Raw genomic sequence first — 13946 nt, forward strand, 5'->3', positions numbered from 1 at the left:
ATCATCGTATTTTCCGGCGGACCTCATCTTGCCTTGAGCGATATCACCGCCGACAGGGTTTCGGGGTACAGACGCAACGCCGGAGTTCAATAGCTGCTGGATCGCCAGAAATTCAAATGGAAATTCTGCGCTCGAATTCATGGCGGGACCGTGCTTGGCCAAGAGGAAGCCTTGGAGAGAAAAGGCCCGCTGCCGGGAGGAGGTGGCAACGGGCCCGATTCGAAAACGGCACTAGAGGGGGTGTGCCGCATTCAAGATCGGCATCGCATCTAGAGAGTTGATGGCCGACACCCTCATAGTAGCTTCCGCGTCAGATATTGCAACGCACAAATGTCATACCGCAATGCAAAATCAGCATTGGCCTGCCGCAAAAAGAGCCCACAATCGGGGCGACCATGACGTTATCCCACAAGACACCGACAGGTGGAAATCGAGCCGCAGCAGCCGACCCGTGCCGACAGGTGGCGCTCTTCCAGTCACATCGCTGAGCCTACCGGTTGTAACAAAGCGCGGTTGACTGTGCCTCCTATCCGCAAAAGCTGCGAGACGCCAAGCGTCCAATCGAGCTTTTGTATTCCAAGGCCGGTAACGCGCTGCATAGCCATGGTCGGCGCCCACGAAGCGACTGACGACAAAAAGCAGCGCGCAAGACAGCTGGCGCGCGACCTCACCGTCCGCAAACGCGCGCTTGGGAAGGACCGCTTCACTATCGTTTCGGGCCCAGCCGCCGGAATCGATCGTGTCGCTCACGTAACGGTCATCACTAACGGCGGACGCACGATTGCGGATCGGTACGCCTCTCAGCACCTACGATCCGTGATCCGCCCATGGAGCAAAGCAAGTCAGAGCTTTACGTCCAAGGGCCGCCGGCCGGCCAATGACGCTCGAAACCGTCGCCTAAGGCTGCAGCCTGGAGCGGCGGAAAAACGAACTCGCCAATGGCGACGATCGCGGCCGGGAGATTCGATGGCTGCAAGAGAAGCGGTTCCCTTCCGACGAACGCCGTCCATTGCCTTGCCTTCTTGCTGTCCTCGGCAAAAGCGGCACTGAGTCCAAGCGGAGTCTCTGTTGGCAGTAGCGTGTCGCGGCGTTCAAATGTCGCTCGGATTGCCTGGACCAGCGATCCACCTTCGAACGCGAACAGCCGCGACAGCGCCAGCAGGTCGTAAAAATCCTTCATGCGACTGTTCGCCTGGCCAAGCACGACGATTGCCTGGAGTTTTTCGGCAACCACGGTTTCCCTGGGATAGGCTCTCGGTCGAGGACCCTCGGCCGACAGAAGCGACGGAAATTCCAGTTCCTGCGCCGTCGGCGTGACAGCGTCACCAAAGCCGATGTCAACTTGTACCGGGATCCGGGTCCTCCCGAGAGACGCTGTCGTCTGCACCCTGACGCCGCCATATTGCTGGCCTTCACGGATCACCTCGACGCTTAGGCCGTTCGCATCGTACACCAGTCCGTCTTTTTCGGCCTCGATCCGGCAAATCGTTTCGAAAACGGATCGGATCGCCGTTACGGCTGGATTGCGAATCAGAGAAGATCGAGGTCCTGCGTAGGGCGATACGGATCGTTGAGCCACGCTGTGAAGAGCATCGCGCCCTTCAGGATGAACTGATCGCGATGCGGGGAGATGCTCAGCCGATAAAGCAGCCTCTCGATGGCGTATCGCCTCAGGATGAGCTGATTGTCCGTCTGCTTGTTCCGCGCGATGTTGCGGAGCCTAGCAAGAATCGATGCTGGAAGATTCGCCGGCCTATCCTTCATCAGCAACTGTGCTTTCAAGATAAGGACGAACGACACTCCAAATGCGCAGCGCCTGCGCATATCGGGCAATGTCGTCGGGCTTAGCCTTTCTGGATCGCCATCCCATGCGCAGCGCTTCCATTGCAACGTCAAGGCCGACGGCGTTGCGAAAGCGGAAGCAGTCCACGATCGATTTGGCCGGATCGAAGATCCGGACAGGCACAGAATCGATGGTATAGGTCTTGACGCCAATGGTGAGCGCCTTTTCACCGAAGCGAGCAACCCGGATCGGCGGATAGTTGATCGTCGGCTTGCGGTCCTTGGAGCCGATTGCGATCCAGACGCTGCGCGGAAGCTGCAGCGTGATCTCATGAAACTGAAGCGCCGATACGAGACAGATCACGCCTTTCGGAACTCGGGTCGCGATCTCGGCCAGGGAATGCGCGACGTCGACGGCAGCACCCGCGCGTTGGTAGAGCCCGCGCGAAGGGCGTTGGAGGATGCCCTCGTCTACCAGACGCGCAAGTGTAGCCGGATTGATGCCTCGGCGTTTCAGGTCCGACAGGCGCATGATCCCGTGGCGCTCAATCAGACTGACGGCAAGGTCGCGCTGAGAGGTTTCAACGGATTCGGTCATGCATCAAAATGTCGGCAATTACAGGTAAGTTCCGACATTCTATTACACCGGAGAGGGGAAGTCGGCAAGCAGCCCTTCCACCGTTCTGTAAACGTGGCGCGAGACATCGGCGCGTCAGCATCGTAGCGCGATGGAAGAACATAGCGTGAGTTCCCGGCGCATGTCCTGCGTTAGCTTCCGAAAAAAGACCGTCATCGGCCGCCGCTCATGCCCATCGCCTTAACCAGATCATTGACCGAGCGGTGAGATACCTTGGACGTAGGCCTCTTGGATGACGGCCGTCAGCGCCTTCTCGGCCAAACGCCGCAGCTCCAGGAACGAGGGGAAGTAGGAGCCCTTCCTCAGCTTGGGGATGCGCAGCTCCACCGTTCCGGCCCGCGTCTCCCAGTCGCACTCGCGATAGCCATTGCGCTGGGCGGTCCGCAGCGCGCTCTTCTCACCATAGCCGGCGCCGGTGGCGGCGCCCACCTCCAGCTCCATCAGCCGCTCGGCGGCAAAGCCGATCCATCTCGCGCAGGATATCGCCGTCGGGGCTCTTCTCCACGAGCGTGCGCAGGTTCATCATGTCGTCGGTCATCGGTGGTTCCTTCGAATCAGGTTGGTGTCAGCAACCCGACCCTAACGGAAGAACATCGATGACCACCGCTGCGCCGCTCGCTCGCTACGGCGCTATTGAGGGCGCGCTCGCAAGCGGCTGCGCTACCGCCGAGCTACACCACTCAGCGGGTCGCAACTCGGCAGCAGCCGTGGCGTTCTCGATTGGTGCCAGAAGACAGATGCGTGATCCAGGATTAACGTTCTGGCGGCGCAATTTGGCCGGGGAGGCGTGCCGCTCACGAGGAGTGGACGACAGTGTTTGTGTCTTTCGGTCCCGGCGTGAGGTTAATGGCTGTCATATTTAACGCTGTCTGACATGTTTCGTTGGTCTTGTCAGGTTCGCGACATAGGCTCGGCTAGCCATTCCTTTATTTTGCTCAGGTCAAATATCTGAAAAGGAAGAACAAAAAAACTTTCTTCGATCGGTCAATAAAATTGGCATGAGTTTTGAGCCTTGCGTTACGAGGCGGCGAAAGCTGCCGACCGGCATTCATATCGCGGGCAGCCGCGATGAATGGAACGAAGGAAGGAAAGCTACATGTCAGGTCTGCGTCAGATCGCCTTTTACGGCAAGGGCGGCATCGGCAAGTCCACCACCTCCCAAAATACGCTCGCCGCCCTTGTCGATCTCGGGCAGAGGATACTCATCGTCGGCTGCGATCCCAAGGCCGACTCCACCCGCCTGATCCTGAACTCGAAGGCGCAGGATACCGTGCTGCACCTTGCTGCAAAGGAAGGTTCGGTGGAAGACCTCGAACTCGAGGACGTGCTCAAGATCGGCTACAAAGGCATCAAGTGCGTGGAGTCGGGCGGCCCCGAGCCGGGTGTAGGCTGCGCCGGCCGCGGCGTCATCACCTCGATCAACTTCCTCGAGGAGAACGGCGCCTACGATGATGTCGACTATGTTTCCTACGACGTGCTCGGGGACGTGGTGTGCGGCGGTTTTGCGATGCCGATCCGCGAGAACAAGGCCCAGGAAATCTACATCGTCATGTCCGGCGAGATGATGGCGCTCTATGCCGCCAACAACATCGCTAAGGGCATTTTGAAATACGCCCATTCGGGCGGCGTGCGGCTCGGCGGCCTGATCTGCAACGAGCGCCAAACCGACCGCGAGCTCGACCTCGCCGAAGCGCTGGCTTCCAAGCTCAATTCCAAGCTCATCCATTTCGTGCCACGCGACAATATCGTCCAGCACGCCGAGCTCAGGAAGATGTCGGTGATCCAGTATGCGCCGGACTCGAAGCAGGCCGGGGAATACCGTGCGCTGGCCGAGAAGATCCATGTCAATTCGGGCCAGGGCACAATCCCGACCCCAATCACCATGGAGGAGCTCGAGGACATGCTGCTCGACTTTGGCATCATGAAGACAGACGAGCAGATGCTTGCCGAACTCCAAGCCAAGGAAACGGCGAAGGCGGCCGCACTGTAACAAGCGTTGTCGACTTGAGGCGCGGCCTTGACCAAGCGTGCCTTTTGAATAACGGCGCCTCGCCGGTGAGGCGTCACATGAACCTTGAAAGGGGTCCCATGAGCCTGGAATACGAAAATGACGGTGCTCTCCATGCGAAGCTTATCGAGGAGGTGTTGTCGCAATATCCCGACAAGACTGCGAAGCGCCGCAAAAAGCACCTCAACGTCGCAAAGAGCGGGGACGAGCCCGGCGAGGAAGGGGAGATCCTTTCGGAATGTGACGTCAAATCGAACATCAAGTCCATTCCCGGCGTGATGACCATTCGCGGCTGCGCCTATGCCGGCTCAAAAGGCGTGGTGTGGGGGCCGGTCAAGGACATGGTCCATATCTCGCACGGCCCCGTCGGCTGCGGGCAATACTCCTGGTCGCAGCGCCGCAACTACTACGTCGGCACGACCGGCATCGACACGTTCGGCACAATGCAGTTCACCTCCGATTTCCAGGAGAAAGACATTGTTTTCGGCGGCGACAAGAAGCTGGAACAGATCATCGACGAGATTGAAGAACTTTTTCCATTGAACAAGGGCATCACCGTGCAGTCCGAGTGCCCGATCGGCCTCATAGGCGACGACACCGAAGCGGTTTCGCGCAAGAAGGCCAAGGAGATCGAAAAAACGATCGTGCCGGTGCGTTGCGAGGGCTTCCGCGGCGTCTCGCAATCGCTCGGCCACCACATCGCCAATGATGCAATCCGCGACTGGGTGTTCGAGAAGAGAGAGGTCGAGTTCGAGGGAGGCCCATACGACGTCAACGTGGTCGGCGACTACAATATCGGCGGCGACGCCTGGGCATCGCGAATCCTGCTCGAGGAGATCGGCCTGCGCGTGGTCGGCAACTGGTCCGGCGACGCTACGCTCGCCGAGATAGAGCGCGCGCCGAAGGCCAAGCTCAATCTCATCCATTGCTACAGATCTATGAACTACATCTGTCGGCACATGGAGGAAAAGTACGGCATCGCTTGGATGGAGTACAATTTCTTCGGTCCCACCCAGATCGAAGCCTCCCTGCGCAAGATTGCCAAGCATTTTGGGGCGGAAATCGAGGAGAAGACCGAAAAGGTGATAGCCAAGTACCGCCCCTTGGTCGACGAGGTAATCGCCAAATATCGGCCGCGCCTCGAAGGCAACACGGTGATGCTCTATGTCGGCGGCCTGCGCCCCCGCCATGTCATCACAGCCTACGAGGACCTCGGCATGGTGATCGTCGGCACAGGCTACGAGTTCGGCCACAACGACGATTATCAACGCACCGCCCACTACGTGAAGAACGGCACGCTGATCTATGACGACGTGACCGGTTATGAGTTGGAGAAGTTCATCGAGGGGGTTCGCCCTAATCTCGTAGGCTCGGGGATTAAGGAAAAATACCCCGTGCAAAAGATGGGCATACCGTTCCGTCAGATGCACTCCTGGGATTATTCGGGGCCCTATCATGGCTATGACGGCTTTGCCGTTTTCGCCCGTGATGTGGATCTTGCCATCAACAACCCGGTCTGGGGACTATTCGAGGCGCCTTGGAAAAGACGTCCGAGCCGTGGGCGGGCGATGGCTGCCGAATAGATACCAGTCCCTTAGCCTGGGTCTCCCCAGTGAGACGATAAACCCCGCGACCCCGTGATACGCGGAAGACCAGAAACGTTTGATGTTCCTGTCCCGCCGTATGGGCGCGGTCAGATACAAAAAGAGGTGACCACCATGCCGCAGTCGGCCGAAAAAGTTCTCGACCACGCGCCTCTCTTCCGCGAGCCGGAATACAGGCACATGCTCGCCGAGAAGAAGCTGAATTTCGAATGTCCGCACCAGGATCAGGTCGTTACCGATCAACGCGAGTTCACCAAGACCTGGGAATACCGGGAAAAAAACTTCGCTCGCGAAGCGCTTGTCATAAACCCCGCCAAGGCCTGCCAGCCGCTAGGCGCCGTGTTCGCGGCCACGGGCTTCGAGCGAACCATGCCCTTCGTGCACGGTAGTCAGGGTTGCGTGGCCTATTACCGCTCGCACCTGTCGCGCCATTTCAAGGAGCCAGCATCGGCAGTTTCCTCCTCAATGACCGAGGATGCGGCAGTGTTCGGCGGCCTGAAGAACATGGTCGACGGGCTCGCCAACACGTATAAACTCTATGACCCGAAGATGATCGCCGTATCGACGACTTGTATGGCCGAGGTCATCGGCGACGACCTGCACAGCTTCATCGAGAACGCCAAGGAAGAAGGCTCGGTCCCGCGCGACTTCGCCGTGCCCTTCGCGCACACGCCGGCCTTCGTCGGCAGCCACGTCGACGGCTATGATGGTACGGTCAGGGGCATTTTGGAGCACTTCTGGAAAGGCCAGGAGCGTACGGAAGCCCTGGGAACGATCAATATCATTCCGGGCTTCGACGGCTTTTGCGTTGGCAACAACCGGGAACTCAAACGCCTGCTCGATCTGATGGGCGTGTCCTATACGTTCATCCAAGATGCCTCTGACCAGTTCGACACACCATCGGACGGCGAATACCGCATGTATGACGGCGGCACGAAAATCCAAGACGTGAAGAATGCACTCAACGCCGAGGCGACACTTTCACTACAGCATTACAACACCCGAAAGACGTTGGAATATTGCGAGGAGGTCGGCCAGGCCACAGCCTCATTCCATTACCCGCTGGGCGTCCAGGCGACCGACGAATTCCTGCTGGAGGTCTCCGCCATTTCCGGCAAGGAAATCCCCGAGGCAATCCGCCTGGAGCGCGGCCGACTTGTTGACGCCATGGCGGACAGCCAATCCTGGCTGCACGGCAAGAAATACGCACTCTACGGCGACCCGGACTTTGTCCACGCCATGGCCCGCTTCATCATGGAGACAGGCGGCGAGCCGACCCACTGCCTCGCCACCAACGGCACGACGGCGTGGGAAGACGAGATGAAGGAACTGCTTGCCTCCTCGCCCTTCGGCAAGGAGGCTCAAGTCTGGGCGGGCAAGGACCTGTGGGCGATGCGATCGCTGCTCTTCACCGAGCCCGTGGACCTGTTGATCGGCAATTCCTATGGCAAGTATCTGGAGCGCGACACCGGCACGCCGCTGATCCGGCTGATGTTTCCGATCTTCGACCGGCACCATCACCATCGCTTTGCCCTCATGGGCTACCAAGGCGGGTTGCGCGTACTGACGACAATCCTCGACAAGATCTTCGACAAGCTCGATCACGAGACAAGCGAGACGGGGGTGACGGACTATTCTTATGACCTCACCCGCTAGGAGCGGTGGCCGGCTTTTACAACTGGTCCGTCTTCTCGATTGACTTTGGAGACCGGCAATGTCCTCGCTCAATGCCAAGATCCAAGATCTCTTCAACGAGCCTGCCTGCGAGAAGAACCGCGGCAAGGACGCCAAGGCGCGCAAACAGGGCTGCTCCAAGCCGCTGACCCCCGGGGCGGCAGCCGGCGGCTGTGCCTTCGACGGCGCAAAAATCGTGCTGCAGCCGATTACCGATGTCGCGCATCTGGTCCATGCACCGCTCGCCTGCGAGGGCAATTCCTGGGACAACCGCGGCACGGCTTCGTCCGGGCCAACGCTATGGCGCACAAGCTTCACGACCGATCTCACCGAACTCGACGTGATGATGGGGCAGGGCGAGCGGAAGCTTTTCAAAGCAATCCGCGAGGTCAAGGAGGCCTATGCGCCGCCCGCGATCTTCGTCTATTCGACCTGTGTGACGGCGCTGATCGGCGACGACATCGAGGCCGTGTGCAAACGCGCGGCCGAAAAGTTCGGCCTGCCGGTGGTGCCGATCAATGCGCCGGGGTTCGTCGGCTCCAAGAATCTCGGCAACAAGCTTGCCTGCGAGGCGTTGCTCGATCATGTCATCGGCACGGCGGAGCCCGACGATGCCGGCCCTTACGACATCAACATCCTAGGCGAATTCAACCTCTCGGGCGAATTTTGGCTGGTGAAGCCGCTTTTTGATCGGCTCGGCATCCGGGTGCGAGCCTCAATTCCGGGCGACGCGCGCTACCTCGACGTTGCATCAGCGCACCGCGCCCGGGCAACCATGATCGTGTGCTCGACCGCCCTTATTAATCTGGCGCGCAAGATGGAGCAGCGCTGGGACATCCCGTTTTTCGAGGGCTCCTTCTACGGCATCACCGACACTTCTGAGGCGCTCCGGCAGATATCTCGACTGCTCGTGAAGAAGGGTGCGGATCCGGAGATCCTCGGCCGCACCGAAGCATTGATTGCTGAAGAGGAGGCGATTGCCTGGAAGAAGCTCGCGACCTACCGGCCGAGGCTCGAAGGCAAGCGCGTGCTTCTCAACACTGGCGGTGTGAAGTCCTGGTCGGTCGTCCACGCACTGATGGAGATCGGCATCGAGATCGTCGGCACCTCGGTCAAGAAATCAACGCCCGAAGACAAGGAGCGCATCAAGAAGATCCTCAAGAACGAGAACCACATGTTTGAGACCATGGCACCGCGCGAGCTTTACGCAATGCTCTCAAAACACGAGGCAGACATCATGCTGTCGGGGGGGCGCACGCAGTTTATCGCACTCAAGGCCAAGGTACCCTGGCTCGATATCAACCAGGAACGTCACCAGCCCTATGCCGGTTATGACGGCATGGTGGAACTCGTGCGCCAAATCGACCTCGCCATCCACAACCCGATCTGGCGCCAGGTGCGGGAGCCACCGCCGTGGGAATGCCAGCTCGCCACACGGGACGAACCGCCGAGCACGAACAGTGAGACCGCGACCGTCCAGAGTTTCAAGAAATTCGCCGACACGACGGCCGACGATTTCGGCGAGTGTTGAGGAAAGCCGATGGTCCGCATCCTTCCCCAGACAAAAGCCGCGGCTGTCAATCCACTGAAGTCGTCGCAGCCGCTGGGTGCAGCCCTGGCCTTTCTTGGGATCGATGGTGCGATTCCGTTGTTCCACGGCAGCCAGGGGTGCACCAGCTTCGCGCTCGTGCTCTTCGTGCGGCATTTCAAAGAAGCCATCCCCCTGCAGACTACCGCGATGGATGAAGTGGCGACGATCCTTGGCGGGGCGGATCATCTGGAAGAGGCGATCCTCAATCTCAAGACTCGCACAAAGCCAAAGCTGATCGGGGTCTGCACGACGGCTCTAACAGAAACCCGAGGCGAGGATTTCGCAGGGGATATCGCCGATATCAGGCAGAAGCGCACGGAAGAACTCGCGGGTACGGAGGTCGTGCTGGCCAATACGCCGGATTTCGAGGGGGCGATCGAAGAGGGCTGGGCCAAGGCCGTCACGGCGATAATCGGAAGTATCACGCGGCCCGGCGAGCAGGCGCGGCAATCGAAGAAGATCGCGATCCTGCCCGGCTGGAATCTCACTGTGGCCGATATCGAGCATTTGCGGGACATGGTCGAAAGCTTTGGGCTCGAGCCGGTGATTGTGCCGGATGTCTCCGGCTCGCTCGACGGTACAGTGCCAGACCGCTGGGTCACGACCACCTATGGCGGCACCAGCGTCGAGGACATCCGCGAGCTTGGCACGGCCGTGCAATGCATTGTCATCGGTGAGCATATGCGCCGCCCGGCCGAGCTGCTGCACAGGTTGACCGGCGTGCCTTACGCGATGTTCCAGTCACTGGCTGGATTGAAGACCGCAGACCGGTTCGTCTCGATGCTATCAGCGATTTCGGGCGCGCCGGTGCCGGCCGGCGTGCGCCGGCGCCGGGCGCAGTTGCAGGATGCGTTGCTCGACGGACATTTCCATTTCGGAGGCAAGAAAATTGCGATCGCTGCCGAACCAGACCAACTCTACCAACTCGCGACTTTCTTCGTCGGCATGGGCTCCGAAATCGCGGCGGCGGTCACCACGACCAATATGTCGAAAATTCTGGAGAAAATACCGGCGGAGTCGGTTCAAATCGGTGATCTCGGCGATTTGGAAGTTCTTGGCGCCGGCGCTGATCTCCTCGTCACCCATTCCCACGGCCGCCAGGCGGCGCAGCACCTTGGCATCCCGCTCATGCGCGTCGGCTTCCCGATCTTTGACCGTCTCGGCAGCCAACACAAGCTCACAGTCCTCTATCAGGGGACCCGCGACCTGATCTTCGAGGTTGCCAACATCTTCCAGGCCAATCGACATGCGCCGACGCCTGAGGCGCTTGATCCATTCCGCCACCGAGAAATGCCAGATGAGCTCCGTTCGTCGCCTTTCGCTCGTCACTGACGAGGTTCATGCATCAATGCCGCTGCGGCAAGCCGGCGCTTTGCGCGTGGCGATCGCCACGCAAGACATGAAGAACCTCAACGCTCACTTCGGGTCGGCCAAGCGCTTTGCAGTGTACGACGTGACGCGCGAGGAATGGCAACTTGTGGAAGCCGTGGCCTTCGACGACGTTTCCGATGAGAGCGGGACGCATCGCAGCGAGGGCGACGATCGCATCACGCCGAAGGTGGTGGCGCTGAAGGGCTGTCATCTCCTGTTTTGCCTGGCGATTGGCGGACCTTCGGCAGCCAAGGTTATTTCGGCGAAAATCCATCCGATCAAAGTGCCCCAGCCCCAAACCATCCAAGAGGTGCTGTTGCGCACGCAAACGATGCTCAGGAAGGCTCCTCCCCCTTGGCTGCGCAAGGTGCTGGGCCAGGCCGGCGTTGCCGAAAAGAAACCGTGCTTCGAAGACGAAGACTTCAAATGAGGAGTAGGCGAAATGCTTGACGCCGTGGTCAGCCCTGATGTCGCCGAGGACGAGGCGGCCCTTGCCACCCCGTTCGTCAAATGCCTCGTGCGGCTCATCCGTGCCCAAGATTCCTACGGGTCGTGGGAAGGCAAATCGGACGCTGAGCTCCTGGGCGACTTCATCATCACGAAGGAACAGCGCCGTGCGATCCCGATTATCGGCGATCCCGATCCTGACGTGCTGTGGAGACTCGACATGTTTTACACCGCCGTCGGGCTCGCGATCGAGGAGCGGTCCGGCCTGATGGCATCGCCGATGATGGAGATGAGCCATGAGGGCTTCGGGCGCGTGCTTTTCACGGCCGGGCGTTTGGTCGTTCTGTCGAAGACCCTGCGCGACGTCCACCGCTTCGGCTTCGAGACATTCTGGAAACTCGCGGCGGCAGGTACGAAACTGGCCGGCGACGCGATCGCGGCCATTGAAGCCTATCCCGAGGTGGCGCGGGCGTGATGAACGCGATTTTCGGGCAAGGGGATCATGCCGGGCGTTGAAGATATGCCATGGCCCGCCCACCCACCCGAGGCGGTCGAGGCCGATTTGCTTCTTGGGGTAGCGCCGATGAAGCCATTGGTCCTGATCTGTTCGCAAGATGCGGAGTTGTATCTGTTCCTGAGCCACATTCTGGGGGTGGACGGCTTCACGAGTGAGCCGGCCGGCGGCGTGAAGGAAGCAATTGCAGCGGCCGATGAACGAGAGCTCCAGGCCGTGGTGCTGGATTGCGGGCCAGCAAGCGCAACGGGCTCCACAATCTGCGCAACCTTCAAGAGCGAGCCCCGGACGGGTGGCCTTCCCGTTATTGCCCTGATTGCCCCCGGCGCCGAGAACCAGCACCTCGATCTCTTGAAGGCAGGCATCGACGAGAGCTTTGTGCGGCCGATCGCGCCGGCCACGCTGCTTGACTGTCTGCGCACGAAGCTGGCGCTGCCGAAGCCGGGTTCAAACGGGGCCGAAAACGGCAGCTGGCTCTGCTGCGGCGGCCTTGAGATGAAGCTCGATGCCTACCGAGTTCGCGGTAATGGCCATGACATCCATCTCGGACCGCTCGAGTTCAACCTGCTGCGGCATTTGCTTGAGGCTCCTGGCAAGGTCTTTAGCCGAGACGAGCTGATCGACGCGGCTTGGCCCGAGAATATCCATATCGGTGCGCGCACCGTCGACGTTCATATCAGCCGGATCAGAAAGGCGCTGAAGGCGGCCTCGCCCGGCAGCGTCATTCGTACCGTCAGATCGGCAGGTTACTCGCTCGAGAAGCCGGATGGCTGAATGGCAAGCGGTTTGCCATTCCCATCCCCTCGCGAGGGCAAATCTTGCGGCTTCGAAACGCCTGCAGGCACAACATGCTCAAAAAGTACCAGATCACATGGCCTTCAAAAGCGTACTCAGTGTCACCAGAGCTGAACACTCCGATGAGGACATCAGAATAGCTGCCGGCTTGTGTGCCGAGGTCGGCGCGAATCTTTCGGTACTTATTATGGGGTCTCCGCCGCTTTGCGGCTCCATGCCTGAGTGGCCAAAACGACATGCAGCGGCCATCGCCAGACTGGAAAGGCGGTATAGGCAAATCGAGAAATTTTCACACGACATGGCCATTCTGGAAAAGACGTCCAAGGATATTCAAGAACTGCTGGGAGCTATGTGGAATTGCTATGACATCGATACCGCATACTGCGATCAGGCCAGCGTCGGCGACGCGGTGCGACAGCGGGCGCTCTGCAGTGACCTGACCATCGTCGGCCCCGCACTTCTCAACGACATCGATCTCGGACCTCTTGTTATCAACGGCAGCTTGTTCGATACCGGAAAGCCGGTGCTCGTCGTACCAAAGCGTGCTGAGGCGACGCTGTCGCCACGGCGCGTGCTGGTCGGCTGGGATTCTCGCGTGGAGGCCGTCCGTGCGGTTCGGGAAGCGCTGGATTTGCTATCCGGAGCCGAGGAAGTTCGGCTCACATTGGTCGATCCGGAGGTGACCTGCACCGGAAACGGCACCGAGCCGGGAGCCGACATCGCCGCCTATCTCACCCGGCATGGTGCTCGGGTGTCGGTCGATCGGCTGCCGAGCGCCGGCAAGCCGGCGGCAACGGTGCTTGCGCAGCACGCAATCGACACGTCTGCCAACATGATTGTCATGGGCGCTTATGGAAGCCGGCGGCTGCGCGAGCGGCTCTTCGGTGGCGTAAGGAGATGGATAGAAGCAAAGCCGCCATTGCCGCTGTTTTTGGCGCGGTGACGGTTCCGAAGGGGGCACCTATGCTGTTCGAAGCTCTGCTTCGCTGGTCGCCTATCCTGGTGCCAAGTCGGCCAAGGTCGCGGTAAACGCGCAGGTTTTCGCGGAGAGCCTCAAGATAATTTACAGGCGCCTCGGCCCGAGACGATCCCGCACGTCTCCAGTGTTGCCCTTACTATGGCTTCGGCTCGCCCGAGACGACTCGTGAGCGGAACTCAACGGCTGCGCCGATGTAGATGGGCTTCTCAATGCAGTCAAAACTCAAGGTTCGCAGGTCGGCGTCAGGCCGACAAAGAGGATCCCATCGCCGCGGCACGCCGCTCGGACCCGCACCGGCACTCGCATGGGCGAAATCTTGGATCGCCCTCACTATTGGGTTGGGGCTGAACAACGCAATCATAGTACCGCGCGGCCAACATCCTCGAGTTCAGTGGACAGTCGGGCCCTTGCCGGATTGGGCGGCAAGCGATGCATCAATCACAATGTCATAGGCTGAGATGGTAGAGCGGCGAGGACCGCCGCATCTCCAGTGTATTGGTCGGTCCCGCTCGACCCGCGCGGCGGCCGAATGGTCGTGGGCTGA

Annotated in this window: 12 protein-coding genes and 2 pseudogenes; 10 read left to right on the forward strand and 4 right to left on the reverse strand. The window is 60.0% G+C overall.

The window, feature by feature from the left end:
* The first annotated feature begins 603 nt into the window (after window positions 1-603).
* A complete protein-coding gene (locus ACVMIM_RS11490) occupies window positions 604-1050 on the forward strand; it encodes a DNA-processing protein DprA (RefSeq protein WP_476112002.1) in 447 nt (148 codons plus the stop codon).
* Here ACVMIM_RS11490 and ACVMIM_RS11495 read toward each other — a convergent pair.
* From ACVMIM_RS11495 to ACVMIM_RS11510, 4 genes and pseudogenes are all read right to left on the reverse strand, one after another.
* Window positions 1049-1579 (reverse strand): annotated as a pseudogene (locus tag ACVMIM_RS11495) (nucleotidyl transferase AbiEii/AbiGii toxin family protein); the annotation flags it as partial. The gene ACVMIM_RS11490 and the pseudogene ACVMIM_RS11495 overlap by 2 nt on opposite strands.
* A complete protein-coding gene (locus tag ACVMIM_RS11500; RefSeq protein WP_476117182.1) occupies window positions 1531-1764 on the reverse strand; it encodes a nucleotidyl transferase AbiEii/AbiGii toxin family protein in 234 nt (77 codons plus the stop codon). The gene ACVMIM_RS11500 and the pseudogene ACVMIM_RS11495, both read right to left, overlap by 49 nt.
* On the reverse strand, window positions 1754-2380 hold the full coding sequence (locus ACVMIM_RS11505) for a type IV toxin-antitoxin system AbiEi family antitoxin domain-containing protein (RefSeq protein ID WP_476112004.1): 627 nt from the start codon (window positions 2378-2380) through the stop codon (window positions 1754-1756). The genes ACVMIM_RS11500 and ACVMIM_RS11505 overlap by 11 nt, the downstream gene beginning before the upstream one ends.
* Before the next feature lie 200 nt (window positions 2381-2580).
* Window positions 2581-2957 (reverse strand): annotated as a pseudogene (locus tag ACVMIM_RS11510) (transposase); the annotation flags it as partial.
* A gap of 558 nt (window positions 2958-3515) precedes the next feature.
* On the opposite strand from ACVMIM_RS11510, the gene nifH reads away from it, so the two are divergent.
* The 9 genes from nifH to ACVMIM_RS11555 all read left to right on the forward strand — a co-directional run bounded on the left by nifH (window position 3516) and on the right by ACVMIM_RS11555 (window position 13366).
* Window positions 3516-4409, forward strand: coding sequence for a nitrogenase iron protein (gene nifH, locus ACVMIM_RS11515; protein WP_040999003.1), 894 nt, complete (start codon window positions 3516-3518; stop codon window positions 4407-4409).
* A 98-nt stretch (window positions 4410-4507) separates the two neighbouring features.
* Entirely contained in the window at window positions 4508-6010 is a 1503-nt protein-coding gene (gene nifD, locus ACVMIM_RS11520) for a nitrogenase molybdenum-iron protein alpha chain (protein ID WP_476112006.1), read from the forward strand.
* A gap of 135 nt (window positions 6011-6145) precedes the next feature.
* On the forward strand, window positions 6146-7687 hold the full coding sequence (gene nifK, locus ACVMIM_RS11525) for a nitrogenase molybdenum-iron protein subunit beta (RefSeq protein WP_476112008.1): 1542 nt from the start codon (window positions 6146-6148) through the stop codon (window positions 7685-7687).
* A 58-nt stretch (window positions 7688-7745) separates the two neighbouring features.
* Window positions 7746-9236, forward strand: a complete 1491-nt coding sequence (gene nifE, locus ACVMIM_RS11530; RefSeq protein WP_476112010.1) for a nitrogenase iron-molybdenum cofactor biosynthesis protein NifE — start codon at window positions 7746-7748, stop codon at window positions 9234-9236.
* A gap of 9 nt (window positions 9237-9245) precedes the next feature.
* Window positions 9246-10628 (forward strand): nitrogenase iron-molybdenum cofactor biosynthesis protein NifN, encoded by a 1383-nt coding sequence (nifN, locus tag ACVMIM_RS11535; RefSeq protein ID WP_476112012.1) that lies wholly within the window; start codon window positions 9246-9248, stop codon window positions 10626-10628.
* Window positions 10594-11097 carry a nitrogen fixation protein NifX gene (nifX, locus tag ACVMIM_RS11540; protein WP_040986747.1) on the forward strand — a complete coding sequence of 168 codons (504 nt, stop codon included), beginning with the start codon at window positions 10594-10596 and terminating at the stop codon, window positions 11095-11097. Before nifN ends, nifX begins: the two co-directional genes overlap by 35 nt.
* A 12-nt stretch (window positions 11098-11109) precedes the next feature.
* Window positions 11110-11589 (forward strand): NifX-associated nitrogen fixation protein, encoded by a 480-nt coding sequence (locus ACVMIM_RS11545; RefSeq protein WP_040986745.1) that lies wholly within the window; start codon window positions 11110-11112, stop codon window positions 11587-11589.
* A gap of 27 nt (window positions 11590-11616) precedes the next feature.
* Complete coding sequence (locus ACVMIM_RS11550) at window positions 11617-12402, forward strand: winged helix-turn-helix transcriptional regulator (RefSeq protein WP_052457995.1); 786 nt, start codon at window positions 11617-11619, stop codon at window positions 12400-12402.
* Entirely contained in the window at window positions 12395-13366 is a 972-nt protein-coding gene (locus ACVMIM_RS11555; protein WP_476112015.1) for a universal stress protein, read from the forward strand. Before ACVMIM_RS11550 ends, ACVMIM_RS11555 begins: the two co-directional genes overlap by 8 nt.
* Window positions 13367-13946 lie beyond the last annotated feature (580 nt).

The organism is Mesorhizobium sp. USDA 4413 (assembly GCF_056280365.1).